Here is a 25,844-nt window from a genome sequence, read left to right as displayed (position 1 = left end):
ATGATTGGTCGATTAAATGGCTTACTAGTTGAAAAGCAACCGCCAGAAATTCTTATCGAAGTAAGTGGTGTGGGCTACGAAGTACAAATGCCGATGACCTGCTTTTATGATTTACCGGCAGTGGGTGAGCAAGCGATTATTTATACCCATTTTGTGGTACGTGAAGATGCCCAGCTATTATTTGGTTTTAATAATAAAACCGAACGCGCATTATTTAGAGAGCTATTAAAAGCCAATGGTGTTGGGCCAAAACTTGGTCTTGCGATTTTATCGGGGATGTCGGCACAGCAATTCGTAAGTTGTGTTAACAATGAAGATGCAACCACACTGGTTAAACTGCCGGGTGTTGGTAAAAAAACGGCTGAGCGTTTAGTGCTCGAAATGAAAGACAGACTCAAAGATTGGGGTAATGACTTATTTACACCATTTAGCGATAATGCCGTCATTGAGCCATCAAGTGATGATACCCTAGTGGCAAATAATGCTGCAGATGACGCTGTATCAGCACTTGTGGCATTAGGCTATAAGCTACCGCAAGCACAAAAAGCGGTTAAAACAGTGAACAAACCAGATATGGCGACCGAGGTTCTAATTAAAGAAGCTCTTAAATCAATGTTGTGAGTAAACCATGATTGAAGCAGATCGCTTAATAGATGCGAGTGAACAAAGTAACGAAGACAGTGTTGATCGTGCCATACGACCAAAGCTGTTAACCGATTACACAGGCCAGCCGCATGTTAAGCAACAAATGGAAATTTTTATTGAGGCGGCTCGCCATCGTGGCGAAGCGCTGGATCACTTATTAATATTTGGTCCGCCGGGTCTTGGTAAAACCACACTTGCAAACATTGTAGCCAACGAGCTTAACGTTAATATCAAAACAACGTCGGGGCCAGTACTCGAAAAAGCAGGCGATTTAGCCGCGCTTTTAACGAACCTTGAAGAAGGTGACGTACTGTTTATTGACGAAATACATCGTTTGAGCCCGCAAGTCGAAGAGATTTTGTATCCCGCAATGGAAGATTATCAGCTGGATATAATGATAGGTGAAGGCCCCGCAGCGCGCTCTATAAAGCTTGATTTACCGCCATTTACTTTAATTGGTGCAACTACTCGTGCAGGCTCACTCACCTCACCACTTAGAGACCGTTTTGGTATTGTTCAGCGATTAGAGTTTTATTCTGTTGAAGACTTATCAAAAATTGTAGCCCGTTCAGCACGCTTTTTAGACTTAACCATGTGCGATGAAGGGGCAACCGAAATCGCCAAGCGCTCACGCGGTACACCGCGCATAGCAAACCGTTTATTACGCCGCGTTCGTGATTACACCCAAGTGAAATCAGACGGTAAAGTGAACGCCACAGTTGCAGAGCAAGCCCTCGATATGATTGATGTCGATAAAAGCGGTTTTGACTATATGGATAGAAAATACCTGTTAGCTATTATCGAAAAATTTATGGGCGGCCCAGTTGGCCTTGATAACCTAGCGGCTGCAATTGGTGAAGAAAAAGAAACCATTGAAGATGTAATAGAGCCGTTTTTAATTCAACAAGGCTTTATTCAACGCACCCCGCGCGGACGACTCGTTTCAGATATTGCTTATTTACACTTTGGGTTAACGCCAGATAAGTAACAAAATCCTAAGTTACTTAAAAGCTATAAGTATCAAGCAGCTCGAGAGGGCTGCTTTTTTATTGAGGTATCTTGCCTGTTTAAATATAGGTTTTACCGCTTACCGCGATTGTTACTAAGCCTCTTTTAACACCTGTAATTCACATGCTGTTAAGATATCGATAGGTATTCTCATTGGCGTTTGTGTAGGCAAAAAAAAGCCCGCATAAGGATGCGGGCAAACAACAAGTTGAAGGAAGTAATTCAGGGAACTACGGTCTACTTGAATGAGGTTTTATCCCAATTAAAGTAAACCTAGAGCAATACGAAACTTCATATTGCTAAAAACGGAGCTTAATGAAAGAAACTTTCATGAGGTTGCTAGCTCGGTATAGGTAAATAATACGCAATGATGGATTTTTCTTCAAGCTAGAAAAATTTTATTTTCAGATAAAAAAAACTAATGTGATCTAAAAGTTGAATTGTTTTCTTTTTGTTCACATTGTAGATATTTTATATTTAAGTTCATGAATGAGCGGGTTTTTATAAATTTTACGATCTTTATTCAGGATTAGTTTAAGTATTCTGTAGTAGATTTGTAAAAGTACTTTTGGGTGTTTATGCGTAATTTATGAATAAACGTCGTATTTTTGGATGTTTTGGTTGCTTTTTAGTGTCACTGTAGTGACTTATTATTAAGGTGAAAATATGCATAAATGGGGTGTTAAAACTTTATGTGGCTAAAAAATAACTAAGCAAATTGCTTTTTACCGTTATTTGCAGCTAATTCACAGCAAGAGCGTTGTCAGTTCATAATTGACTAGATACACTAGATGTAACTTTTGGCCAGCTTTGTGGTCAATAAATGCAAGTGTAAAAAATATAACAAATTACATAGAAATCTATTTTAGGAGTTTAACGTGGGATCAGGGCTTAACTTTTTAGATCTTATTCTAGAAGCCAGTGTACTTGTCCAGCTAGTAATGTTGGCATTAGTCGGTATGTCGGTAATGTCATGGGCAATTATCTTTCAACGTAAAAAAGCGATTTCTGATGCACTTAATGGCGCGAAGCGCTTTGAGCAGAAGTTTTGGTCAGGTATTGATTTAAGTAAATTATATAACGAAGTATCAGCTCGTCCTGGTGGTGCATCAGGTGTTGAAGCATTATTCGTTGCTGGTTTTAAAGAGTTTGCACGTCATAAGAAAAATTCACTACAAAGTGCAAGCATCGTTATGGAAGGCACACACCGTTCAATGCGTGTTGCTTTATCGCGAGAAGTTGAAAAACTTGAGTCAAGTTTATCGTTTTTAGCAACAGTGGGTTCAATTAGCCCTTATATCGGTCTATTTGGTACGGTATGGGGTATCATGAACGCATTCATCGCGTTAGGTGAAGTTAAGCAAGCTACCCTACAAATGGTAGCGCCAGGTATTGCCGAAGCACTGATTGCAACAGCAATGGGTTTATTTGCTGCAATTCCAGCTGTTATTGCTTACAACCGTTTTGCAAACAAAGTAGAAAAGCTTGAGGGTAATTACATTAACTTCATGGAAGAGTTCGCCAATATTTTACACCGCCAAGCAGCTGCGCAAATAGAGGCTAAAGCGAATGTACCAGCGTAAGAAACGTCGCCCAGTAGGTGAGATAAACGTAGTTCCTTACATTGACGTAATGTTGGTACTACTTATTATATTTATGGCAACTGCGCCACTTATTACTCATGGTGTAAAAGTGGATTTGCCGAAAATGGAAGAATCAGATTTAGTTGATACCAAAGACACGCCACCTATTATTGCGTCAATTGATGCTGATGGTAAGTATTATGTAAGTGTTGGCACAGATCCAGAAGCGCCAATGGAAGCGTTGGATGTAGCTGCGGTAATTAAACTTCAGCTACAAAAAAATCCGGATACACCTGTGATGATCAAAGGCTCGGGCAAAGTTTCTTATCAAGAAGTTCTGCTGCTTATGGACTTTTTGAAAAATGCTGGTGTGCCTTCAGTGGGTCTAATGACCGAGTCATTTGAGGGTTAGTATGCGTGAGTCATTAATTAAATCGCTTCTATTGCATCTCGGTATTATTGGTTTTTTAATCGGATCAGCGAATTTTCATATGCCAGCGCCTAAGGTGATGGAAGTAACGTTGAATCCAGCTATGCCTGAGCCAGAAAAAGCTGTTGCTGCAGTAACGGTTGACCAACAAAAGGTTGAGCAGAAAATTGCTGAGCTAAAAAAGCAAGAAGAAGCGAAAAAACAAGCCGAAGCAAAGCGTATTCGTGATCTTGAACGTCGTGCTAATGATGCACGCAAGCAACGTGAAGCTGAAGACAGACGCCTTAAAAAGCTAGAACAGCAGCGCCGCGCGAAAGAGAAAGAAAAAGCCGAAGCCGAAGCACAAGCGAAAAAAGCGCGTGAAATTCAAGAGAAAGAACGTGCTAAAGCGCAACAAGCTGAAAAGCAAAAGCAAGAGGCTGAAGCCGCAGCAAAAGCAGCCGCTGAAAAACGTAAAGCTGAAGAAGAAGCGTTAAAGAAAGCAGAAGAAGAGCGCAAGCGTAAAGCTGCCGAAGCTGAAGCTGAACGTAAACGTAAAGAAGCCGAAGCCGAGCGTAAACGTCAGCAAGCATTGCAAGAGCAAATGCTGCAAGAGCAGTTAGCTGCCGAGCAAGCTGCACGTAATAAAATTCGCCAGCAACAGGTTGTGAGTGAAGTTGATAAATATAAAGCGTTAATTATGGCGCGTATTCAACAAACTTTACTTATCGATGAAAAAATGAAGAATAAGCAATGTCGCGTTAATATTCGCCTTGGCTTTAATGGTTTAGTAACGCAAGTCAAATCATTAGGTGGTGATAAATTAGTGTGTGAAGCTGCTCTTCGAGCTGTTCGTATGGCCGATACATTACCAGTTTCGCCTGATAAAGATGTATTCGAGCAATTGAAAAATATTAACTTAACAATTAAGCCAGAATTCTAAAGGAATGATATGTTCAACCAGATAAAAACAGCATGTTTTATTGTATTACTGGGCTTTCATGGCATTGCCAGTGCTGCACTAGAAATTGTTATCACTGAAGGTATTGATGGTGCGCGCCCAATTGCAGTCGTACCATTTAAATACCAGGGCGTAGGCCCAATCCCTGAAAAACTGAGCACCGTTATTGCAGCTGACTTGATGCGTAGTGGTAAGTTTAAACCTGTTGATGTGACAAATATGCCGCAACTACCTGGCAAAGATGCTGATATAGATTACGGCGCTTGGGTCAATCAAGGTGTTGAAGCGGTACTTGTTGGTCAAGTAGAGCAACAACCAGGTGGACGTTACCTAGTAAGATATGAACTTATTGATGTGATCCGTGGCCAAATTACAGGCGGCGAAACACAAATGATGAGCAACGGTAAGCTAGTTAAAAGCCAAGATCATGTACTAGATGCGCGTGAAAGTGTTATTTCTGAAAATGGTTTTCGCCGCTATGCGCACCGTATTAGTGATGTAGTTTATGAAGCACTTACCGGTGAAAAGGGCGCATTTTTAACGAAGATTGCTTATGTCATCGTTCGTGATGGTGAACCTAAGCCATACCAATTAGTGGTTGCTGATTATGACGGTTACAACGAACAAGTATTACTTCGCTCTAAAGAGCCATTAATGTCACCGGCTTGGTCACCAGATGGTACTAAGCTTGCGTATGTAACATTTGAAAATCGTCAAAGCCAAATTTACATGCAAGACTTATATACGGGTAAACGTGAGCTGATCACAAGCCACCCAGGCATTAATGGTGCACCACAGTTCTCACCTGACGGCAAAAAGCTACTATTGGTGCTTTCTAAAGACCGTAATGGTGCAACAGAAGTCTATCTTTTAGACCTTGCAACTCGCAAAGAAAAGCGTTTAACAAATCACCGTAGTATCGATACTGAGCCTTCTTGGCACCCAAATGGGCAAGATATTGTGTTTACGTCTGAAAGGGGTGGTAATGCCCAGATTTATAAGTTAAATTTGCAAACTGGTAGGTCAAAACGCATGACGTTTGATGGTGATATGAATTTAGCAGGTTCGATTTCACCTGACGGAAAAGAATTAGTGATGGTGAATCGTACTAACGGTCAATACCATCTTGCTAAAAAAGAGCTAGCTACAGGCGCGTTCCAGGTATTAACTAGAACTCGCTTAGATGAATCGCCGAGTATCGCACCAAACGGCTCGATGATTATCTACAGCACGCTTCATAATAATAAACAGGTGTTGGCGTTAGTGTCTATGGACGGTCGCTTTAAAGCACGCTTACCTGTGCTAGATGGACAAGTTAAGGCACCGGCTTGGTCGCCTTATTTACAGTAATTTTTACTGGTTTACTCAATATAGGAATCAATTAAATGCAACTTAATAAAACTTTAAAAGGCCTGCTTATTGCTGTGCCAGTGATGACATTAGCGGCGTGTAGCTCTTCTTCAGGTGTTGACGAAGGTGCTGCAAACCAATCTAACCAAGGTATGGTTGAGCAATCAAACACTGATACTGTTGAAGTTGCAACGCTTACTCCAGAGCAACAAGCTGAAGAAGCACTTCGTGAAAAATACGAAGCGTTACGTCAAGAGCAAATCATTTACTTTGGTTTTGATAATGCAAAAATCCAAAGCAAATATGCTGAGCTTTTACAAGCACACGCTGAGTTCTTAGTACAAAACCCATCAGTTAAAGTACTTATCGAAGGTCACGCTGATGAGCGTGGTACTCCTGAGTACAACATCGCACTAGGCGAGCACCGTGGTCAAGCAGTAGAAAAATACTTACAAAGCTTAGGTGTTTCTGCTAGCCAAATGTCAGTAGTGAGCTATGGTGAAGAGAAGCCAATGGTTAAGTCTCGCACTGAAGAAGCGTTCGCGAAGAACCGTCGCGCAGTATTAGTTTACTAATAAAGAGTCATTATGAAGCCGAAAATTATTTTGGCAGCAATGATCTTAAGCGGGAGCACCCAGTTATGGGCTGCTCCCGCTCCTGTTTCAGAAGCTGCAAGCTCGCAATCGAGCATTGAGAAGCGTTTAGTCGCTTTAGAAAACATGATGAAGTCACGTAATTTATTGCAAGCTGAGCTTCAGCAGCAGCTTAATATTTTACAAGACGAAGTAAGCCAAGTACGTGGTATTACTGAAGAGCAAAGCTATAAGCTTGAAAAAGTACTACAACGTCAGCGTGAGCTATATCAAGAGATTGAGAACCGTGTAAGCCAAGCTTATAGCCAGCCTGCTGCAACACAAACTCAACCTACTAACTCATATACAGATGTAGGTGCATCACAGGCAATCAGTTCAGACTTATCTGAAAACGAAGCCTATGAGCGTGCAGTGGCGTTAATCATGAAAGATAAACGTTATGAGCAAGCAATTCCTGAGTTTCAAACATTCTTAACTACTTACCCTAATTCAGTGTACGCATCTAATGCGCATTATTGGTTAGGTCAGTTGTTAACAATTCAAAACGATCAAGCTGGTGCAACTGAGCACTTTAAAGTAGTTGTGAATGAATACCCTAATTCTAATAAGCGCCCAGATGCGATGTTAAAGTTAGGAAACTTATTAGCAGATCAAGGTTTAGGCGAGCAAGCCCTTAAAACCTTTAATGATTTAATTAATCAGTACCCAAGTACTACCGCTGCTAAATTAGCCACAGAACGTCTGTCGCAAATGTAGATTTGACCTGATTAGACTGCTTTTTGACATAAGCGGTCTAAAATTAGGCAACTAGACATAAAAACTTAAAAAAAGAGATATTTTCTGTTGCACTCAGCATTTAAATAAGTATTATAAGCGCCCGCAGCAGGCGATTGGTAACAACAGCCAAAATGCGGAAAAAAGAGCGGGTCATTAGCTCAGTTGGTAGAGCAGTGGACTTTTAATCCATTGGTCGATGGTTCAAGTCCATCATGACCCACCATTCTATTAGAATGGTAATCTTTAATCGACGGATTTACGTATAGCTTTTATAAGCAATTAGAGCGGGTCATTAGCTCAGTTGGTAGAGCAGTGGACTTTTAATCCATTGGTCGATGGTTCAAGTCCATCATGACCCACCATTCTTTTGAATGGTTCTATATCGGCGGATTTACGCAGCTTTTTATAAGCATCAGAGCGGGTCATTAGCTCAGTTGGTAGAGCAGTGGACTTTTAATCCATTGGTCGATGGTTCAAGTCCATCATGACCCACCATTCTTTTGAATGGTCCTATATCGGCGGATTTACGCAGCTTTTTATAAGCATCAGAGCGGGTCATTAGCTCAGTTGGTAGAGCAGTGGACTTTTAATCCATTGGTCGATGGTTCAAGTCCATCATGACCCACCATTCTATGAATGGTCTTATATCGGCGGATTTACGCAGCTTTTTATAAGCATCAGAGCGGGTCATTAGCTCAGTTGGTAGAGCAGTGGACTTTTAATCCATTGGTCGATGGTTCAAGTCCATCATGACCCACCATTCTTTGAATGGTCTTATATCGGCGGATTTACGCAGCTTATTACAAGCATCAGAGCGGGTCATTAGCTCAGTTGGTAGAGCAGTGGACTTTTAATCCATTGGTCGATGGTTCAAGTCCATCATGACCCACCATTCTTTCGAATGGTTCTATATCGGCGGATTTACGCATCTAAATATCCAGAGCGGGTCATTAGCTCAGTTGGTAGAGCAGTGGACTTTTAATCCATTGGTCGATGGTTCAAGTCCATCATGACCCACCATTCTTCGAATGGTCTCATATCGGCGGATTTACGTATCTAAATATCCAGAGCGGGTCATTAGCTCAGTTGGTAGAGCAGTGGACTTTTAATCCATTGGTCGATGGTTCAAGTCCATCATGACCCACCATTCCTGATTTATCTTTTCTTTCTAAGTTATCCTTTATTTATCTTAACAGCTCACAGCAATACTGTTCTTTAGCTTAAGATTCTCGTATAATTCGCGCCATGAATGCACTGTGGACTAAGTGGTCGAGAAATGAGTCTAGCTGAACAAATAATGCCTGAAGATTATATCTTCCCTCCAAAGCCAGCTCCGTTATCAAAAGACGAGCAAGCTGAGTATAAGGCACGTATCAAACAATTATTAAAAGACAAGAACGCGGTTCTTGTTGCCCATTATTACACTGACCCTGAAATTCAAGCACTAGCTGAAGAAACAGGCGGTTGTGTTGCTGACTCGCTAGAAATGGCGCGTTTTGGCGCTAAGCACGACGCAGATGTAATTGTGGTAGCCGGTGTTCGCTTTATGGGCGAAACAGCAAAAATCCTAACGCCAAATAAAACTGTTGTTATGCCAACGCTCGCTGCAACGTGCTCATTAGACGTAGGTTGCCCAATTGAAGAGTTCTCAGCGTTTTGTGATCAGCACCCTGATCGCAAAGTAGTGGTGTATGCAAATACATCAACCGCTGTTAAAGCACGCGCAGATTGGATTGTTACTTCTTCATGTGCCCTAGAGATCGTAGAGCACCTTGATGAGCAAGGCGAAAAAATCATTTGGGGTCCAGATAAACACTTAGGTTCTTACATTCAAAAGAACACAGGTGCAGACATGATCATGTGGAATGGCGCCTGTATCGTTCATGACGAGTTTAAAACCAAAGCACTTAAGGACATGAAAGCCTTACACCCAGATGCGGCTGTATTGGTTCACCCAGAGTCTCCTGCGGAGATTGTAGCCTTAGCTGATGCGGTTGGCTCAACAAGCCAACTAATCAAAGCAGCGCAAACTATGGACAACAAAAAGTTCATCGTAGCGACTGACCGAGGTATTTTCTACAAAATGCAGCAGTTATGCCCAGAGAAAGAATTCTTTGAAGCCCCAACAGCGGGTGAAGGCGCAACCTGTAAAAGCTGTGCACATTGCCCGTGGATGGCTATGAATGGCTTAAAAGCGATTGAGGAAGCACTGACAGACCCAGAAGGTAAAGAAGTGTTTGTTGATATGGACTTACGCGAAGGCGCATTAAAGTCGCTTAACCGTATGTTAGATTTTTCAGCAACGCTTCAACGCTAAGAGCGAATTGACTATATACAAAGGGCAAGGTGTTTACCTTGCCTTTTTTGTTTGATTACTAATCACTTAACTGCACTATTTTAAAAAGCCCTTGCGTCTGTAGGGTTGTTTTCATACTATAACGCCGCGCTTTACTCTAAGCGCCTTAGGTGACGTGTCCGAGTGGCTGAAGGAGCACGCCTGGAAAGTGTGTATACGGCAACGTATCGAGAGTTCGAATCTCTCCGTCACCGCCATTTCTTAAATTTACCCTACCATTGCAAAGTGCTTTTCAAGATTACATTTTGCACGCATGGCTATGTGGCTACTGACCTTCCTAGCAAGTTCTATCACTAATAGTTCAAGTTGTTCACGGCTATAACCAAGTAATACACATCGTTTAAGTTGCTCGCTAACTAAGCTGCTGGCATCGTCTAGCGCAAATAAAGCGCCTAAAGAGGCAAGCTCAAATACTCTGTTGTTTTGCTGAACTAAACCAAAAGGTAGTTGGCCGAATGTGAGCGCGGTTTTTAGTTGCTGCTCTGTGCGTTTGATAAGCAACGTATTTGAACCTTTAATATCATCAAGGGACTTTAAAACCTCTAGTGCTAGCAATGCTTTTGGCACCCCAGAATACACACTGATATGCGGTAAAATATCACACAACTCTTGCATTGAAACGCCATCATTCAATGCGTGCTGACATGCTCGTTTTAACAAGGGCTTGTCATGAACGGTGACCAAAGCAGCGATCGCGACAAACACAAATAAATCCGTGTTGTTATGGTTCATAATTTCTCTTTTGATTTTAGATATTGATTGTATTGAGGTTTTGTAGCATTGGCTGATTGCAAAGAGCATGCAATCGAAAAATTGAAAATACATTATGATTGATGATGACTGTTTCTGCTTGCCATAAATGATTTAATTTTTGCCTAAAATAACGAACTGTTACCTAAAATGGTCCTAACCTCAAATTACGGTGATACACTTAATTGAGTATTTCTTAGAGGTAATCTAAATGCGTCAGGCATTAATAGAAGCGGTTAAAGCAATAGCGATTGCAGACGGTAATTTTGAAACAGCAATTCCTGAGTTATTGGTGTTCAGACGAAGCGAAGTTTCATTACCGGTGGCCTGCGTGTATGAGTTAGGGCTGGGTATTAGCTTGCAAGGTGCAAAGCGAGTTGTGTTGGGTGAACATAGTTATGATTACACTGACGGCCAATCATTGGTTACCTCAGTCGATGTGCCCGTAGCTTCACAAATAACGCGTGCTAGTAAAGATCTGCCATTCTACGGCATTTACTTACGTTTAGATGCCCATGAGATTAGCCATATTGTTGCTGAAATGGATTTTGCCGGGCAAGACAAGTTCCCTAAACACCAAGCTATGTCGGTGGTTAATACTGACAATGGCTTGCTTGATGCTTTACTAAGGCTTATTCAACTCGACAAAGAGCCTCAATTAAAAGCTAACCTAGCGCCACTTATTAAAAAAGAAATTATATTGCGCTTGTTAAATAGTCCGCACAGCCCTTATTTAAGGCAGATTGTGATGTCTGGCTCTGCCCATCAAAAAATCGCCAAAACCTTATGTTGGTTAAAAGAAAATTACACGAGTCAATTTTCAATTGATGATTTAGCCCGTGATGCACACATGAGTCCGTCGACATTCAGACTACATTTTCGTGATGTGGTAAAAATGAGCCCATTGCAATACGTAAAGAACTTACGGTTGCAGGCGGCAAGGCAATTAATGCTGAATGAGCGAATTGATGTAGGCTCTGCAGCTTTAAAAGTGGGTTACGAGAGTCCATCGCAGTTTAGCCGCGAGTACACACGCTTTTTTGGCAAGCCACCGATAAAAGATATTTCGGCACTTCGGTTGCAACAAATCGCATAAAAAAGGGAGCGCTTGGCTCCCTTGTATTTAAAATCGTCTTTTTGACATTCTCAGTTGTGAGTCAAACTCATCGGGGAATAAAATTGTGCCGTCGTCTTGGTCAGTGGGGAATACAGCAATAAGTAAGTCATCTTGCTCAAGACCAGGTGTCCAGCGACTTAACCAGTCTTTTACAGGTATAGCTTTTGGTGTGCAGTCTTGCCATTCACCGGTTGCCCAACTTTGGGCAAATTCACGGCTAGGCCATACAGGCACGCAGTCGTCGTCTTCGTTAGAGAGCATGACGCAGCCATGTTCATCATTGAGGATCCAAACTTGTTTAAACTCTTGAACCGTTTCAAACATATAAGCGAGTCGTTTCTTAGCGCCTAAGGCGAGTACAGTATCAAATTCAGTTTCAACACGTTTAGCAGTTGCATTATTCATGACAGGCTCACTCTTTTAGTTATACACAGCTACACCTTAATCATAAGGTGATAAATTAATATGACAAGTAAAGTTAATAGCTAAATTAATTTACTAATGCAGCAAATAGATCGTCAGCAAGTTGTTGCAGAGATTTAGGGTCTTGATTTGTCAGCGCATAGGTACGAATACCGTATATGCCCATGACTAAAAAGCGCGCCAACTGTTGAGCTGACTTGCTACTTGAAAATTCGTTGTTATCTAGGGCTTTTTGAAGTTGTTCGGCGAGGGCATGCTCATAAGCGTTTAAGTTACCACGCAGTACAGTGCAAATCTGCGGGTCGTTGCCTTCAACCTCAGATAGACTCTTTGTAAGTAAGCACACTTTAGCTACTTCACCTTCAATACACTCATCAACAATCACAGTTAAGTAATGTTTAAGGGTCGATAAAATTGATTGTTGGTCATTAAAAAGGGCAGTAAATTGTTGGTTTCTATCTTTTTGATATTGCTCGGTAGCTGCTAAAAACAAGCCTTTTTTGTTGCCATAAGCCGCGTAAATAGAGCCTGGATGAAGGTGAGTTACTTCTTTTAATTTTTGCATACTGGTCTTCGCATAGCCATATTGCATAAAAGCATGCATAGCTTGGCGTAGTACAAATTCAGTATCAAATTCAGCAGTTCTCATTAAAGCTCCTCACGGTATATAATACCAATCCGCAATAATACTTAGTCATTTTGAGGGATTAAACCTGTCGCTACCCGCGTTAAAAATTTCTGATTTACGACTGCATGGATGCAGAAGGTAGAGCAATGCAGGAGCAATTTCCGAGCACAACTAAATAACGAAATTTTTGCCTTGTTATCAACGAGGTTTTCTTGCCTCAAAATAGACCACTTAATTAAGCGAATTGGTATAAACGAAGTTTACGTAATCTTGAACGATTATTCAAAATAAACCTTGAAGTGTGTATGTTTCGCCCTTATCTTGAATGTATGTTCAAGATAAGGATAAAACCATGACAACAGATTTACTTTCTCCATTTAAACTAAATGACAGTATTGAGCTGCAAAACCGTGTACTAATGGCACCACTTACGCGCTGTATGAGCGACGATAACCTAGTACCTACACAAGCAATGGTTGATTATTATGCACGCCGTGCTGATGCGGGCTTAATTATTAGCGAAGCAACGATTATCCGCCCAGATGCCCAAGGTTACCCAAATACACCGGGTCTATTTACCAGTGAACAAATTCAAGGTTGGAAGAAAGTGACCGATGCTGTGCACGCCAAAGGCGGCAAAATGTTTGCTCAGCTTTGGCATGTTGGTCGTGTTGCACACCCTCACTTTTTTGGTGGTGATGTACTGGCACCATCAGCAATTGGTATTGAAGGTTCGGTACCAAGAATGCGTGAATTAACTTACGTTACTCCAAAAGCTGCAACCATTGAAGACATTCAAGGTTTAATTGCTGACTACGCAAAAGCGGCCGAAAACGCAATTGAAGCAGGTTTTGACGGGGTTGAAATTCATGGTGCAAATGGTTACTTAATTGATCAATTCTTACACTTTGCTGCCAACCAACGTGAAGATCAATACGGTCAAACACCAGAAAACATGTCGCGTTTTGCTCTTGAAGTCGTTGATGCAGTAGTTGCAGCAATTGGTGCAAATAAAACTGCATTACGTTTATCGCCAGGTGCGTATTTTAATATGGCTGAAAGCGATGATGATAAAGCGGTATTTGATTATCTATTACCAGCGCTTGAAACGCGTAATCTTGCGTACTTACATGTTGGTATTTTTGATGACAGCATGCGCTTTGCAAGCTTAGGTGATAAGTCAGCATCGGAATATATGCGCGGTGCGTACAAAGGTACCTTAGTCGGGGTAGGTAGCTATAGCTTTGAGTCAGCTAATCAAGCTATCGATAATAACCAATTTGACTTAATTGCGATTGGTCGCCCATTCATTGCGAACCCAGATTACATAAGTAAAGTTAGAAATGGTGAAGCGTTAACACCATACAGCGACGAAATGCTGGCTGAACTGATTTAAGCAAACCTAATAATATTGTCCAACCAACAAGCGCTCAGTTAATTTAACTGGGCGTTTTTTCTAATACTTTCTTATTTATTAAACAGTTAAGTCTTAAATGTGCCATGAAAATGCATTAATTGTTTAATTGTTGTGTCAAAAATTTTGACCCTAAATGTAATGCACGCTCTGCATACTGTGCCCGCTTTTAAATACGTAACCTTGGAAAAACAATGAGCACAGTAACTAAAAAAACAAAGCTAAGCCTTGTAGTCGCAACGCTTTTAGCAACATCGGCAAATGCAAACACGAATAACGAAATTGAAGAAATTACCGTTGTTGCAAAGCCAACCAGTTATGCAAATAACGTGATTGAACCTGCCATGCTTGAGCAACAAAGTTCAGTATCAAGTGTGTTAGCCGTGATTGATAACCTACCGGGTATTAGCATCAACGAAGGTGATGCGTTTGGTGGTGACGATTGGTCAACCACCATTACTATGCGTGGCTTTAGTATTGATGGTAATCAACAGCAATTAGGTATGACGATTGATGGTATTCCTAATGGCGGTTCTAACTATGGTGGCGGTGCAAAAGCAAACCGTTATCTTGACAGCGAAAACTTAGCTACAGTTGAAGTAGGGCAAGGTACGTCTGATATTGCCTCTGCATCACTCGAAGCATTAGGTGGTACTTTTAATTTTGTGAGCGCACAACCAAGTGCTGAGCAAAGCACCACGTTTGCTTACACAACAGGCGATCACAATGCTAGCCGCTACTTTGTTAAGCACGAAACTGGCACTGTGTTTGATAACACGCAAGCTTATATCAGCTATTCGCAAACAGACACCAGCCGCTGGGTTGGAGATGGTAGCAATGGTGGTAAAGACAATCAGCACATCGAAGCGAAGTTTGTATCAGACTTTAGTGACTTAACCGTAACGGGTCGTGTGTCGTATGATGATGTTCACGAAATTAACTATAACAGCATTAGCATTAGCGAGTTTGAACAAAACCCTGATTGGGATCGTTTAACTTGGAATTGGACAGGCGTGCCGCATTTTGATCAAATGTTTGCGGAAGGCTGGGGTACACTGCGTGAAAATACTCTTGCGTATGTAAAGTTTGATTACGCATTAAGTGCCACTTCAAACTTAAGTTTGTCGCCTTATTATCATAAAAACTCGGGCCGTGGTGATTGGATCCCGCCTTATTTAACGTCACCGGTTGATGGCGATGGCAATCCAACAACAATTGGCGGTGAAAACGCTGGCAGCTACGGCTTTACCGACAGCGACGGTAACCCACTTGCACCTGCTGCAGGTTGTACGGCAAGTTTAGAATGGCCATGGTCATCTGGCCCTGGCTTAAACCCAGCTTGTTACCCAGATGATGCTATTCCAGTTATGTCGTATCGTCATACTCACTACAAAAAAGACCGCTTAGGTATGACCGGTGAGTACCAAGTAACCCTTGGCAATCATGATATTGAAGCCGGTTTTTGGTTTGAACAAACAGACCGTGATGAGTCACGCGACTGGCACAAAGTGATTGATGCCCGAATTTATCATCACTTTGATCATACGCCGTATTGGACACAGTATAAGAACACCTTCGAAACAGATACATTCAAGTGGTACGTACAAGACTCAATCAGTTTAGGCGACTTCACACTTAATTTAGGTGCTAAACAGTACCTTGTAGAGCTGCAGCGTTATAACCATTTTGAAGATGAATACTCAGATAAAATCGACAGTGATTCAGATGTGCTCTTCAGCGGTGGTGTGCTTTATCAGCTATCTGCAAGCACAGAGCTATTCACCAGCTACAGCGAAAATTTTGCGGCAATTAAAGATGGTGTACTTGAACGTGATTCATCAACACTGACCGAAATTGAACCAGAAACAGCTGAAAACATCGACCTAGGTGTGCGCTACAGTGATGACCGCTTAAGCTTAACGGCAACAGCTTACAGCATTGAATTTGATAACCGCATTACCTTTATTGCACCGGGCAGTGATACTGATGGAATTGATTACACCATTGGCACGAACGGTTCTTACATCAACGTTGGTGGTATTGAGTCAACGGGTGTTGAGCTTTCTGCAAGCTATATGCTGACTGAGAAATGGAACCTTTACACATCGTATACGTACAATAACTCTGAGTATCAATCGAACGATCCAAGTACTTACAACAGCGATGGTGAGTTACTTGAGGATGCATCAGCCAGCTTTAAAGCGGGTGATGAAGTGATTGACTCAGCACAAGATTTATTTGTGGTATCGGCAGACTACTACAGCGGTGATTTCCGCTTTGGTTTATCGGCTAAATACACAGGTGAGCGTTTAGGTGCATGGACTGATGAGCAAACCCGTTCGCGTAACGAGGTTGATGGTTACACCTTGGTTGATTTAAACATTGGTTATAACACCAGTCTTGATTCAGGCGTGTTTCAATCAATCGACCTTGCATTTGTGGTGAATAACCTGTTTGATAAATCATATCTCGCAGGTGGTATAGGTAATGGCTCTACCTACTTTATTGGTGCACCACGTACCGCAGCTTTAACACTTACAGCGCAGTTTTAAGCAATAAGCTAACGTTTTAAATAGCCCATCGTTGATGGGCTTTTTTGCAGGTGAAATATGAAAAAATTAATTTTAGCCACGGCGGTGGTAGCGGCATCACTATTAAGCTTAAACAGTAAAGCTGCCGACAATGTTGTGCTCGTTACTCTTGATGGCCTTCGCTGGCAAGAAATGTTCTCTGGGGCAGATAAAAACTTAATTGATAACACTGATTTTGTTGCAAATACAGATGAACTCAAAGCACTTTTTTGGCGAGATGACCAAGCACAGCGAACTCAAGCGTTAATGCCATTTTTTAGTGAAACATTGGCAAAGCAAGGTGTTTTGATTGGCGATAGAACGCAAGGCTCATTGATGTCGGTAAGCAACCCGTGGTATTTCTCATACCCAGGTTACAGTGAAATTTTAACCGGTATGGTAGATGAGAATATCGATAGCAACGATAAAGTGCCTAACCCGAATAAAACCATTTTAGAGAGTTTAAATTCTCAGCCAGAGTTTAAAGGTAAAACCGCGCTTTTTGGTAGCTGGGATGTGTTTCCCTATATTGTAAATCGTGAGCGTAGTGGGGTTTTTGTTAATGCTGGCTTTGAAGCTTTTGATGCTGTGAAGTCAAAGGAAGTGACTCTGCTAAACCAAATGCAAAGCGAGATCCCAAGTCCTTGGCACAATGTTCGCCTCGACAGCTTTACCTACCGATTTGCCAAACAATATTTATTAAATAAACAACCGCGTTTACTTGTTATTAGCTTGGGTGAAACCGATGACTTTGCCCATAACGGTAAATACGATGCCTATTTAAAATCGGCTAAACAAAGTGATGCGTTTATCCGTGACCTTTGGCAAACAATTCAACAAACACCAGGCTATAAAGACAATACCACATTGATCATCACCACCGATCATGGCCGTGGCAGTCATGCTGATGATTGGCAGCACCATAGTTCGAAGCGTGCTCTGGCACGTTCAGAGCAAGGAAAACAGCGTTTTCCAAACGGCATTGTTGGCTCTGAACATATTTGGTTAGCAGCCATCGGCCCAGATATAAAAGCAACAGGCTTAATTAAGCCCAAAAATGAGCTCAAACAAGCGCAAGTAGCGGCAACTGTGTTGAGCATTTTAGGCGTCAACAGTCAGCAAGTTAACCCGAAAATGGCCGCGCCAATTAAGGAGATTTTAAAATGAGTTTAACGCTTAGTTTTTTTAGAAGTGCCTTATCTGGGTTAATGCTGGTTAGTTGTGCGAATGCGATTGCCGCGCCGAGTAAAATTTTGTTTGGCTCATGTGGTCATCAAGACAAAGCTATCCCCATTTTTGATGCTATCAACAAAGAGCAAGCCGATTTATTTATGTTCCTTGGCGATAACATTTATGGTGATACCGAAGATATGTCGGTACTTGCCGATAAATATCAACGTTTAGGGCAAAAGCCGGGCTTTAAAACATTACGTGCGAATACACCAATAATAGCCATCTGGGATGACCATGATTATGGCGAAAATGACGCTGGCAGCGAATACCCGAAAAAACAGCAATCACGAAAAATCATGCTCGACTTTTGGCAAGAGCCAGCAGATTCTGATCGCAGGACTCGTGAAGATGGTATTTACACTTCTTACACGTACGGTGAAGGTGAGCAAACAGTAAAGGTGATCATGCCTGATCTTCGTTTTAATCGCGCGCCGTTGAATCATGTATCGGCGATGACCTACCAACTTGAAAGAAAGCCAGCAAAACAAGGGCCTTATAGCCCAACAACCGATAAAAACGCCTCTATGCTTGGCGAAAGCCAATGGCTATGGCTCGAACAAGAGCTTAAGTCAGATGAAAAGATAAAAATCATTGCCTCAAGCTTGCAGCTATTAGCTGATTTTACAGGTTGGGAGTCATGGGCAAATTATCCTGCTGATCGTGAGCGTTTATTTGCGCTTATTAAAAAGCATAAAGTAAATGCTGTGATTATTGTCAGTGGCGATACTCACTGGGGTGAGCTCTCAAAATATCAAGATAACTTAGATTACCCGTTATATGAGATGACCAGCTCTGGGCTTACAGAAAAGTGGAAAGATGTTAGCCCTAATAAACACCGTGTGGGTGATTACACTCATGAAGTGAATTACGGCGATTTAACAATCGATTGGCAAAAAGCAGATCCTACCATTCGTATTGCGCTTAAAGGTATCAAGGGTGATGAGATCATGCACACCGAGTTTGCGTTATCGACGATAAGCCCATACCAGTAAATATTGCCTGCAGCTCATGCCCGCAAACATGGAATAAGCCTTGTTTGCGGGTATTTCTCTCTATCCCATCTAATTAAAATATCTTACACTGTGTCAATTAGTTAGTTTCAAGCAAGGACAGTGTAAAGTGCTGAATATAATTCAATCAAATCGCATGGAAGCACTGCAAGCGCGGTTTCACGCTCTTCTTAAAGTTAATCCGCTAACGAGCCCTTTTAAAAAAGAAATTGTGCTCGTGCAGTCACCAGGTATGTCGCAGTGGCTAAAAATTGGTTTAAGTGAACACTTAGGGATTGCCGCTCAGGTCGATTTTCCGCTGCCTTCGAGTTTTATATGGCAGCTTTACCAACAATTGCTGCCTGATGTACCCAGTGAATCACCGTATAACAAAGCTAACCTTGCTTGGAAGCTGTTTGCTATTTTACCAAACTGCATTGATGAGCCGCTGTACTTACCACTTAAAACCTATTTAGATGGTGACAGTGAAGGGCAAAAAACCTTTGCCTTGTGCGAGAAAATTGCCGACGTTTATGACCAATATTTAATGTATCGCCCCAATTGGATTGCCACTTGGGAGCAGGGCATCGATGAACTTGATGATGTTGATGTGGGCATTGCGCCATGGCAGCCAGATCTCTGGCGTAAGCTGGTGGCGCATAGTAAAGAACTTGGGCAAAGCCAATATCACCGCGCCAATATGCAAGATAAACTCCTTGCAGCCCTCGAAAAAATGGACGCAAGCCTATTACCTGAGCGCATTAGTTTATTTGGTATTTCTGCAATTGCGAGCAGCCAGCTTGAAGTATTTCAGGCCATTGCGAAAAAAACGCAGGTGTTTTTGTTTTTCTTTAACCCTAGTGAGCATTACTGGGGCGACACACTCGATGAAAAAACAGCAGCCAAGATTGCCGCTAAATATGCCAAACGCCCGCAGTTGCAAGCGCTTGAAGACAGCGCTAAAAACCCTGATCACGAGTACTTTTTTATTGGTAACCCGTTACTCTCGTCATGGGGTAAATTAGGCCGAGATTATTTTGAGCAGTTACTGCAACTAGATGCGCAGTGGCTTGATGGTTTCGATAACGAGTTTGATCAAAGCTTGTTATCGCAAATTCAGTCTGAAATTTACCAATTAGCTTTTAAGGGTGAATCACTAACGCCTGATAAAGAATGGTTTATTAATGACGAAGGCAAATTGCCGATTCAGACTGATGATACCAGCATTGTGCTGAGCGATTGTCACACGCCACTTCGTGAAGTAGAACGACTACACGATTACTTGCTCAATTTATTCAATGAAAATAAAGCGCTAACACCAAAAGATATTATTGTAATGATGCCAGATGTTGGCACTTACAGCCCGTATATTGAGGCGGTGTTTGGTGGTGCCGAAGGGCGACGTTTTATCCCTTATGCGTTAGCCGATTTAGCCATAGAGCAAGAAAAACCTGTGCTTAGCTCGTTTGCCAGTTTAGCCGATTTACCTTACTCACGCTTTGGTGTATCTGACATTCTTGATTTACTACAAGTCACGCAAATTGCCGAAAAGTTTAACCTCGAACCTCATGAATATGAGCAAATAGGTTTTTGGCTTGAACGCGTTGGCGTTAAATGGGGCTTAGATGCCGCCCACAAAGATAGTTTTGGCTTACCCGCAATAGATTTAAACACTTGGCAACATGGCCTAAACCGCTTGTTATTAGGTGTTGCACAACGGGATGAACAATTGCCGTTTTCGGGGATTTACAGTGCCGATGAAGTTGAGGGTATGGCATTAAATACCTTAAATAAACTCATTGAATTTATTGATGTACTGGCCCGTTATAAAGCCAAGCTGCAAGCTGATGCGCCACTTAACGAAAAGGCAGAAATTCTAAAAGAATTATTAAGTGATGTGTACAGCGATGAAGGCGAGCAAAGCTGGGATTTATTAGTACTGCAAAAAGTGCTCGATACACTGATAAAGCATTATGACAATGGCGATTACCAACATAACGTTTCGCAACGCATTGTTAGTTACCTTGTAAAACAAGGTATTCAAGAAAAAGGCGTAGGACAGCGCTTTTTAGTGGGGCAAGTTAACTTTTGTACGCTGATGCCAATGCGTGCAGTGCCATTTAAAGTGGTGTGCATGCTAGGTTTAAATGATGCAGATTACCCGCGTACCGTTCAGCCAATTGGTTTTGACTTAGTGCCTTTCTCAAAACGCCAAAAAGGCGACCGCTCTCGTAAGCTCGACGACCGTTACCTATTTTTAGAAGCGATTTTAAGTGCCCGTGAGAATTTATACATCAGTTATATTGGCCGTTCTTGTTTTGATAACCAACCAAGAATGCCCTCAACTTTAGTGAGCGAGCTTTTGGAATACATAGCCCGTAGCTTTGAATTTGCCGATCAAGCAACTCACTTAAAGCTACCAGAGGCGCTGATTAATTATCAGCACTTACAGCCATTTAACCCGGCTTATTATCTGACCACTAACAAAGAAGGTAATAAAAGCCAAACTGATGACGAGCAAAAAGCAAACAAACAGTTAGCCACACAATTACACAGCTATAACCCTGTGTGGATGCCAACTCAAGCTGTTAACCCTGAGCCACAGCAAGCGCTTAGTGTACAGCCAGAAAGCAGTGTTGAGTTAACTCAGTTTATTCGCAGTATTTGCCAGCCGCACGAGAGCTTTTATCAACAAAGTTTGGGTTTACGCTTACCGCAATTTAACGATATCGCTAAAGATGAAGAGCCATTTAGTTTAGATGCATTACGCCGCTACTTTTACCTCGATGAAATTCTCGAAGCGAGCATTCAAGAGCTACCGCTTAACAAAGCGCAAATAATGCAGCGCGGTGAATTACCTCAAGCCCATGTTGGCGACCTTGTGTTTGAAAGTATGCAGCACCGAGTTGATGCGCTTGCAGGGCAAGTGAAAGCGCATATTCAAGGTGATGAAGCATTACCCGTTGAAGTAAATATTAAAATTGCCAATACCACCTTAGAAGGTTGGTTAAATCATATTTATGGTCAAAAACAGGTGTTTTATCGCACCGCAAGTATTAAAGCAAAAGATGTAATTCGCGGCTTTGTGCATCATTTAGCGGCGCAAATAATGGGCCAGCCGGTTGAAACCCTCATTCTTGGTTTAGACAAGCAAATTAGTTTTTCCCCCTTGTCTGAAGACGATGCCCGTAAGTATTTGAACGATTGGTTTTCGCTTTATGAAACGCTTTTAACTCGCCCTGTGGCGTTTTTCCCGGTCAGTGGTTACGAGTACATAAAAACAGATAAAGACATGGTTAAAGCAAACAATAAATTCGCGCCGCAATACATAGGCATAGGCGAAGGTGAAAACCCATACATTCGCTTAACCATAAAGAGCCTTAAAGACTGTGAAGAAGAGTTTATAAAATGGAGCGAGCTGCTGTTATCGCCACTCGTTGAATTAGCACAGGAGGCAGATCATGCAAACGCTTAATCCAATGAGTATGGCACTGTGTGGGCAAAGCCTAATTGAAGCCAGTGCTGGTACAGGTAAAACCTACACTATCACAGGTTTGTATTTACGGTATTTGTTGGGCTTACAAAAAGCGACTGGTGAAGATGAACAATTAAATACGCCTCTAAGTGTTGAGCAAATACTGGTGGTGACATTTACTGAAGCCGCAACCCAAGAAATTAAAGACCGTGTGCGGGCGCGTATAATCAATGCCAGAGATGCACTGCTTGGCAAAGAGCCCGATGATGAGCTGATTGAGCAAGTCATTAACGAGGTGACTGACAAACACGCCGCATTTGATTTGCTAGACGCTGCAGCAAAGTCGATGGATGAAGCAGCTATATTCACCATTCATGGCTTTTGTCAGCGCATGCTGAAACAACATGCTTTTGAATCCGGCGTGGCGTTTAATTTAGAGTTTATTTTAGATGAGCGTGAGCTTATTCAAGAAACCCTTAATGACTTTTGGCGTGCCTTTGTTTACCCACAATCAAAAGAGCGCACCCAAGCAATTACCGATATTTTTCCAGTGCCGGCGTCACTGTATTCACAGGTATTGAGTTTACTCAATAAACAAGGGGCAACAATCACACCTGAGTACGACCTTGACGAAATATGGCAAGCGCGCGACAACTTTGTGGCAAAAGTACCAGCATTTAAAACTGCGTGCCGTGAGAGTGAGTTTATTAATGCTGTAAAAGCATCTGATTTAAGTGGCTCAAAAACCCCAGGCCGAAAAAACAGCCTTGCTGCGCTTGAAGAGTATATAAACAATGATGAGCTATTTTTTGTATTTGGTACCAGTAAATACTCGTTCGAAGTGTGGAGCACAGAGAATTTAAGCGACCCTGCAAATTATAAGAAAAACGGCAGCTTGCTGAGTCATGAAATGCTGGCTCAGTTCGATGAAATGGCTAAACTCAGTAGCCTTATCAATAACGGGTTGAATATTGCGATAGTGCAATACGCTGCTAAATGGGTGGCAAGTGCATTAGCTAAACGTAAGCAAGAGCAAGGCGTTATTACTCCAGATGATTTACTGAGTAACTTGCATCAGGCACTTTTAAGTGAGCAAGGACAAGCGTTAAGTGAAAAAATTGCCGCTTTGTTTCCGGTTGCTATGATTGACGAATTCCAAGATACCGACCCAGTTCAATACGGTATTTTTAGCCGTATTTATGGCATTAAAAACACCACCCTTGCCATGATAGGTGACCCAAAACAGGCTATTTATGGATTCCGTGGTGCAGATATTTTTACTTATATTGGCGCAAAAAAAGCTGTTTTAGAGGGTAAGCAATACACCCTAGATACCAACTACCGCTCAAGTGAAGGGGTTGTTGATAGCGTAAACCGCTTATTTGCTAAAACTGCTAATAGCTTTATTTATAACGATGCGATCCCATTTCAAAAGGTTAATGCCAAAGGAAAACAGCAAGACAAAGCGTTTTTAATAAACGGTGAAATGCCCAGTTCGTTTGAATTTTCGGTTTTTGTTGATGAGTACGCCGAAGCTAACAACAAGCCAACCAGCAAAGGGGTTGCTCAACAAGCATTGGCTTTGCAATATACGAAAAAAATTACTGAGCTACTCAAGCAAGCTAATGCAGGCCATGCGACTATCGCAGGAGAACCACTCACTGCCGCCGATATCTGTGTGTTAGTGCGTGACCGAAACGAAGCACAGCTTATGAAAACAGCACTGGCAGAAGCCGCCATTGCCAGTGTGTATTTATCGCGAGATAGTGTTTTTAACCAAGAGCTTAGTCATCATTTACTGAACTTTTTAACGGCATTGCATGGTCAGTATGATGAGTCATTACTGCGTGGTGTACTAGCAGGGCCATTGTTTTGCTTAAGCTACAACCGCATTTATGAGCTTCACGAAAATGAAAGTGCATGGCAAGAGCATTTAAACTTTTTTGCTCAGCTTGCTCATATTTGGCATAAACAAGGCGCTATGGCGATGCTCGAGCGTTTATTAAGCCATAACCAGCTCGCAGCACGTTGGCAAGGCTTAGGCTACAACGTTGAGCGCTGGCTCACCGATTTCCGTCATTTAGGGGAAATTTTACAGCAAAAGCAAATTGAGCTTGAGGGCACCCACAGATTGCTGCGTTGGTTTGCGCAAAAAGTCAGTCAACAAGATGGTGAAGCGGTGCAAGTACGCCTAGAAAGCGATGCTAATTTGGTGAAAATTGTCACTATGCACGCCTCAAAAGGCTTAGAGTACCCGATTGTATTCATGCCGTTTGCCTGTGGTTATCGCGAAAGCAAAGAAGCCCTTTACCATAAAGACGGTAAGCTTATTTATGACCTTGCTAAAAGTGACGACGCAATGCAAAAAGCTGAGCAAGAGCGCTTGGCTGAAGATTTAAGATTACTTTACGTAGCACTAACTCGTGCTGTGCATTTTTGTTCCGTGGGTATGTATAACATTGCGCTAGGTCGCAGTGCTCGCCCAGGTATTCAAAGTACTAGCATTGGCCACGTATTATTTGCAGGGTTAGAGATTAAATCGAGCGATGAATGGCGCGCATTGTTACAACAATTTTGTGAAGGCTCTGCGCACATGCATTATGAGGCGTTTAGCCAAGCAGATGAGCTAGAAAAGTTAACATTCGCTGGTGCAGGCAAAGAGCAAGCCTATCAAGTTAATACTGTTAAAGCAGACATTCAGCGTGATTGGCGCTCAACCAGCTTTAGTAGCTTAACGTTGAAAAAGCATACTGATCATATTGAGCTTGGTCGCAGTGATGAAGACCACGAAAAAGATGAGTTTTTAGCTCAAAATGCCAATGCTTTAACACCTTACAGCTTCCCTAAAGGCGCAAAGCCGGGTAGTTGTTTGCATGAAATATTTGAGCAATTAGACTTTACTGACCCTTATGCGTTGAAGCGTCCAGCCACAGAGCAAAACGACCACGCATTAGATAAAGTGATCAAAACGTTATTCGAAAAATACCATATTGACGAAAGCTGGCAGGAAATGACCGAGCAGTGGATCCTTGCTGCACTGAATTGCCCATTAAACGATAAAGGGCTTAGTTTATCAGTACTTGAGCCTGATACCTGTTTGGTCGAAATGGAATTTAACTTACCGTTGTTATCACTCTCAAGCGATAAGCTTAACCAGGTTTTAGTTAAACATTTTAACTTACCCGGGCAGCTTGATTTTAGTGAGGTGCAAGGCTTACTAAAAGGCTTTATAGATTTAATATTTTGCTGGCAGGGTAAGTATTATATTCTTGATTATAAATCGAACTTTTTAGGCAATAGTGCGGCTGACTACCAACATGAGCAACTAGAGCAAGCCATGACCAGTCACCAGTATCATTTGCAGTATTTAATTTATACAGTGGCACTGCACCGTTTATTAAAACAACGTATTCAAGATTACGATAGCGATACGCATTTAGGGGGTGTTTACTACACCTTCTTACGTGGTATGAGCGAAGGGCAAGGGGTGTATTTTAATCAGCTAACAAAACAGCAAATAACTGAGCTTGATAGCTTATTCGCACAAGGAGCCATGCTATGAG

General features: G+C 42.0%; 19 protein-coding genes and 9 tRNA genes. 25 read left to right on the top strand and 3 right to left on the bottom strand.

Annotated elements, in window-relative coordinates:
- The 18 genes from ruvA to KQP93_RS10025 all read left to right on the top strand — a co-directional run bounded on the left by ruvA (position 1) and on the right by KQP93_RS10025 (position 9,879).
- On the top strand, positions 1-621 hold the full coding sequence (gene ruvA, locus KQP93_RS10110; RefSeq protein WP_217874265.1) for a Holliday junction branch migration protein RuvA: 621 nt from the start codon (positions 1-3) through the stop codon (positions 619-621).
- A gap of 7 nt (positions 622-628) precedes the next feature.
- Positions 629-1,633 carry a Holliday junction branch migration DNA helicase RuvB gene (gene ruvB / locus KQP93_RS10105; RefSeq protein ID WP_217874264.1) on the top strand — a complete coding sequence of 335 codons (1,005 nt, stop codon included), beginning with the start codon at positions 629-631 and terminating at the stop codon, positions 1,631-1,633.
- 898 nt (positions 1,634-2,531) lie between these two features.
- Entirely contained in the window at positions 2,532-3,236 is a 705-nt protein-coding gene (gene tolQ, locus KQP93_RS10100) for a protein TolQ (protein WP_217874263.1), read from the top strand.
- Positions 3,223-3,648 carry a protein TolR gene (gene tolR, locus KQP93_RS10095; RefSeq protein WP_217874262.1) on the top strand — a complete coding sequence of 142 codons (426 nt, stop codon included), beginning with the start codon at positions 3,223-3,225 and terminating at the stop codon, positions 3,646-3,648. The genes tolQ and tolR overlap by 14 nt, the downstream gene beginning before the upstream one ends.
- Position 3,649: 1 nt before the next feature.
- Positions 3,650-4,588 carry a cell envelope integrity protein TolA gene (gene tolA / locus KQP93_RS10090; RefSeq protein WP_217874261.1) on the top strand — a complete coding sequence of 313 codons (939 nt, stop codon included), beginning with the start codon at positions 3,650-3,652 and terminating at the stop codon, positions 4,586-4,588.
- 9 nt (positions 4,589-4,597) lie between these two features.
- On the top strand, positions 4,598-5,956 hold the full coding sequence (tolB, locus tag KQP93_RS10085; protein ID WP_217874260.1) for a Tol-Pal system beta propeller repeat protein TolB: 1,359 nt from the start codon (positions 4,598-4,600) through the stop codon (positions 5,954-5,956).
- 35 nt (positions 5,957-5,991) lie between these two features.
- A complete protein-coding gene (gene pal / locus KQP93_RS10080) occupies positions 5,992-6,531 on the top strand; it encodes a peptidoglycan-associated lipoprotein Pal (RefSeq protein WP_130051703.1) in 540 nt (179 codons plus the stop codon).
- A 12-nt stretch (positions 6,532-6,543) separates the two neighbouring features.
- A complete protein-coding gene (gene ybgF / locus KQP93_RS10075; protein WP_217874259.1) occupies positions 6,544-7,305 on the top strand; it encodes a tol-pal system protein YbgF in 762 nt (253 codons plus the stop codon).
- Between the two features lie 168 nt (positions 7,306-7,473).
- Positions 7,474-7,549 (top strand) — tRNA-Lys (locus tag KQP93_RS10070).
- Between the two features lie 63 nt (positions 7,550-7,612).
- Positions 7,613-7,688, top strand: a tRNA-Lys gene (locus KQP93_RS10065).
- Positions 7,689-7,745: 57 nt separating this feature from the next.
- Positions 7,746-7,821, top strand: a tRNA-Lys gene (locus KQP93_RS10060).
- A gap of 57 nt (positions 7,822-7,878) precedes the next feature.
- Positions 7,879-7,954 (top strand) — tRNA-Lys (locus tag KQP93_RS10055).
- A 56-nt stretch (positions 7,955-8,010) separates the two neighbouring features.
- Positions 8,011-8,086 (top strand) — tRNA-Lys (locus tag KQP93_RS10050).
- A 56-nt stretch (positions 8,087-8,142) separates the two neighbouring features.
- Positions 8,143-8,218, top strand: a tRNA-Lys gene (locus KQP93_RS10045).
- A gap of 52 nt (positions 8,219-8,270) precedes the next feature.
- Positions 8,271-8,346: transfer RNA gene (locus tag KQP93_RS10040), tRNA-Lys, on the top strand.
- A 51-nt stretch (positions 8,347-8,397) separates the two neighbouring features.
- A tRNA-Lys gene (locus tag KQP93_RS10035) sits at positions 8,398-8,473 on the top strand.
- Between the two features lie 129 nt (positions 8,474-8,602).
- Entirely contained in the window at positions 8,603-9,643 is a 1,041-nt protein-coding gene (nadA, locus tag KQP93_RS10030; RefSeq protein ID WP_054561293.1) for a quinolinate synthase NadA, read from the top strand.
- A 148-nt stretch (positions 9,644-9,791) separates the two neighbouring features.
- Positions 9,792-9,879, top strand: a tRNA-Ser gene (locus KQP93_RS10025).
- 10 nt (positions 9,880-9,889) lie between these two features.
- Here KQP93_RS10025 and KQP93_RS10020 read toward each other — a convergent pair.
- Positions 9,890-10,414 (bottom strand): carboxymuconolactone decarboxylase family protein, encoded by a 525-nt coding sequence (locus KQP93_RS10020; protein WP_217874258.1) that lies wholly within the window; start codon positions 10,412-10,414, stop codon positions 9,890-9,892.
- Between the two features lie 229 nt (positions 10,415-10,643).
- On the opposite strand from KQP93_RS10020, the gene KQP93_RS10015 reads away from it, so the two are divergent.
- Entirely contained in the window at positions 10,644-11,528 is an 885-nt protein-coding gene (locus KQP93_RS10015; protein ID WP_217874257.1) for an AraC family transcriptional regulator, read from the top strand.
- Positions 11,529-11,555: 27 nt separating this feature from the next.
- Here the strand turns inward: KQP93_RS10015 and KQP93_RS10010 are convergent, their stop codons facing one another.
- Positions 11,556-11,954, bottom strand: coding sequence for a DUF2750 domain-containing protein (locus KQP93_RS10010; protein WP_217874256.1), 399 nt, complete (start codon positions 11,952-11,954; stop codon positions 11,556-11,558).
- A gap of 85 nt (positions 11,955-12,039) precedes the next feature.
- Positions 12,040-12,621 (bottom strand): TetR/AcrR family transcriptional regulator, encoded by a 582-nt coding sequence (locus KQP93_RS10005; RefSeq protein ID WP_217874255.1) that lies wholly within the window; start codon positions 12,619-12,621, stop codon positions 12,040-12,042.
- Positions 12,622-12,952: 331 nt separating this feature from the next.
- Here KQP93_RS10005 and KQP93_RS10000 point away from each other — a divergent pair, with 331 nt between their 5' ends.
- The 6 genes from KQP93_RS10000 (at position 12,953) to recB (ending at position 25,843) form a co-directional block, all read left to right on the top strand.
- The gene (locus tag KQP93_RS10000) at positions 12,953-13,996 is read left to right on the top strand and encodes an alkene reductase (RefSeq protein WP_217874254.1); all 1,044 of its coding nucleotides are present in this window, start codon (positions 12,953-12,955) and stop codon (positions 13,994-13,996) included.
- 212 nt (positions 13,997-14,208) lie between these two features.
- Complete coding sequence (locus tag KQP93_RS09995; RefSeq protein WP_217874253.1) at positions 14,209-16,566, top strand: TonB-dependent receptor domain-containing protein; 2,358 nt, start codon at positions 14,209-14,211, stop codon at positions 16,564-16,566.
- A gap of 57 nt (positions 16,567-16,623) precedes the next feature.
- Complete coding sequence (locus KQP93_RS09990) at positions 16,624-17,751, top strand: alkaline phosphatase family protein (RefSeq protein ID WP_217874252.1); 1,128 nt, start codon at positions 16,624-16,626, stop codon at positions 17,749-17,751.
- A gap of 41 nt (positions 17,752-17,792) precedes the next feature.
- Positions 17,793-18,809 (top strand): alkaline phosphatase D family protein, encoded by a 1,017-nt coding sequence (locus tag KQP93_RS09985; protein ID WP_254907744.1) that lies wholly within the window; start codon positions 17,793-17,795, stop codon positions 18,807-18,809.
- Between the two features lie 127 nt (positions 18,810-18,936).
- Positions 18,937-22,281 carry an exodeoxyribonuclease V subunit gamma gene (gene recC / locus KQP93_RS09980; RefSeq protein ID WP_217874250.1) on the top strand — a complete coding sequence of 1,115 codons (3,345 nt, stop codon included), beginning with the start codon at positions 18,937-18,939 and terminating at the stop codon, positions 22,279-22,281.
- Positions 22,268-25,843: an exodeoxyribonuclease V subunit beta gene (gene recB, locus KQP93_RS09975; protein ID WP_217874249.1), complete on the top strand. Its 3,576-nt coding sequence runs from the start codon at positions 22,268-22,270 to the stop codon at positions 25,841-25,843. Before recC ends, recB begins: the two co-directional genes overlap by 14 nt.
- The last annotated feature ends 1 nt before the right edge of the window (position 25,844 follow it).

It is taken from the genome of Pseudoalteromonas shioyasakiensis, from assembly GCF_019134595.1.
GTDB classification, from domain to species: Bacteria; Pseudomonadota; Gammaproteobacteria; order Enterobacterales; family Alteromonadaceae; genus Pseudoalteromonas; species Pseudoalteromonas shioyasakiensis_A.
This window is presented reverse-complemented; position numbering and strand designations above follow the sequence as displayed.

Bases quoted from the DNA above. Each gene is read 5' to 3' on its own strand.
- ruvA (WP_217874265.1), top strand. From the start codon at position 1: ATGATTGGTCGATTAAATGGCTTACTAGTTGAAAAGCAACCGCCAGAA.
- ruvB (WP_217874264.1), top strand. From the start codon at position 629: ATGATTGAAGCAGATCGCTTAATAGATGCGAGTGAACAAAGTAACGAA.
- tolR (WP_217874262.1), top strand. From the start codon at position 3,223: ATGTACCAGCGTAAGAAACGTCGCCCAGTAGGTGAGATAAACGTAGTT.
- tolA (WP_217874261.1), top strand. From the start codon at position 3,650: ATGCGTGAGTCATTAATTAAATCGCTTCTATTGCATCTCGGTATTATT.
- tolB (WP_217874260.1), top strand. From the start codon at position 4,598: ATGTTCAACCAGATAAAAACAGCATGTTTTATTGTATTACTGGGCTTT.
- pal (WP_130051703.1), top strand. From the start codon at position 5,992: ATGCAACTTAATAAAACTTTAAAAGGCCTGCTTATTGCTGTGCCAGTG.
- ybgF (WP_217874259.1), top strand. From the start codon at position 6,544: ATGAAGCCGAAAATTATTTTGGCAGCAATGATCTTAAGCGGGAGCACC.
- nadA (WP_054561293.1), top strand. From the start codon at position 8,603: ATGAGTCTAGCTGAACAAATAATGCCTGAAGATTATATCTTCCCTCCA.
- KQP93_RS10020 (WP_217874258.1), bottom strand. From the start codon at position 10,414: ATGAACCATAACAACACGGATTTATTTGTGTTTGTCGCGATCGCTGCT.
- KQP93_RS10015 (WP_217874257.1), top strand. From the start codon at position 10,644: ATGCGTCAGGCATTAATAGAAGCGGTTAAAGCAATAGCGATTGCAGAC.
- KQP93_RS10010 (WP_217874256.1), bottom strand. From the start codon at position 11,954: ATGAATAATGCAACTGCTAAACGTGTTGAAACTGAATTTGATACTGTA.
- KQP93_RS10005 (WP_217874255.1), bottom strand. From the start codon at position 12,621: ATGAGAACTGCTGAATTTGATACTGAATTTGTACTACGCCAAGCTATG.
- KQP93_RS10000 (WP_217874254.1), top strand. From the start codon at position 12,953: ATGACAACAGATTTACTTTCTCCATTTAAACTAAATGACAGTATTGAG.
- KQP93_RS09995 (WP_217874253.1), top strand. From the start codon at position 14,209: ATGAGCACAGTAACTAAAAAAACAAAGCTAAGCCTTGTAGTCGCAACG.
- KQP93_RS09990 (WP_217874252.1), top strand. From the start codon at position 16,624: ATGAAAAAATTAATTTTAGCCACGGCGGTGGTAGCGGCATCACTATTA.
- KQP93_RS09985 (WP_254907744.1), top strand. From the start codon at position 17,793: ATGCTGGTTAGTTGTGCGAATGCGATTGCCGCGCCGAGTAAAATTTTG.
- recB (WP_217874249.1), top strand. From the start codon at position 22,268: ATGCAAACGCTTAATCCAATGAGTATGGCACTGTGTGGGCAAAGCCTA.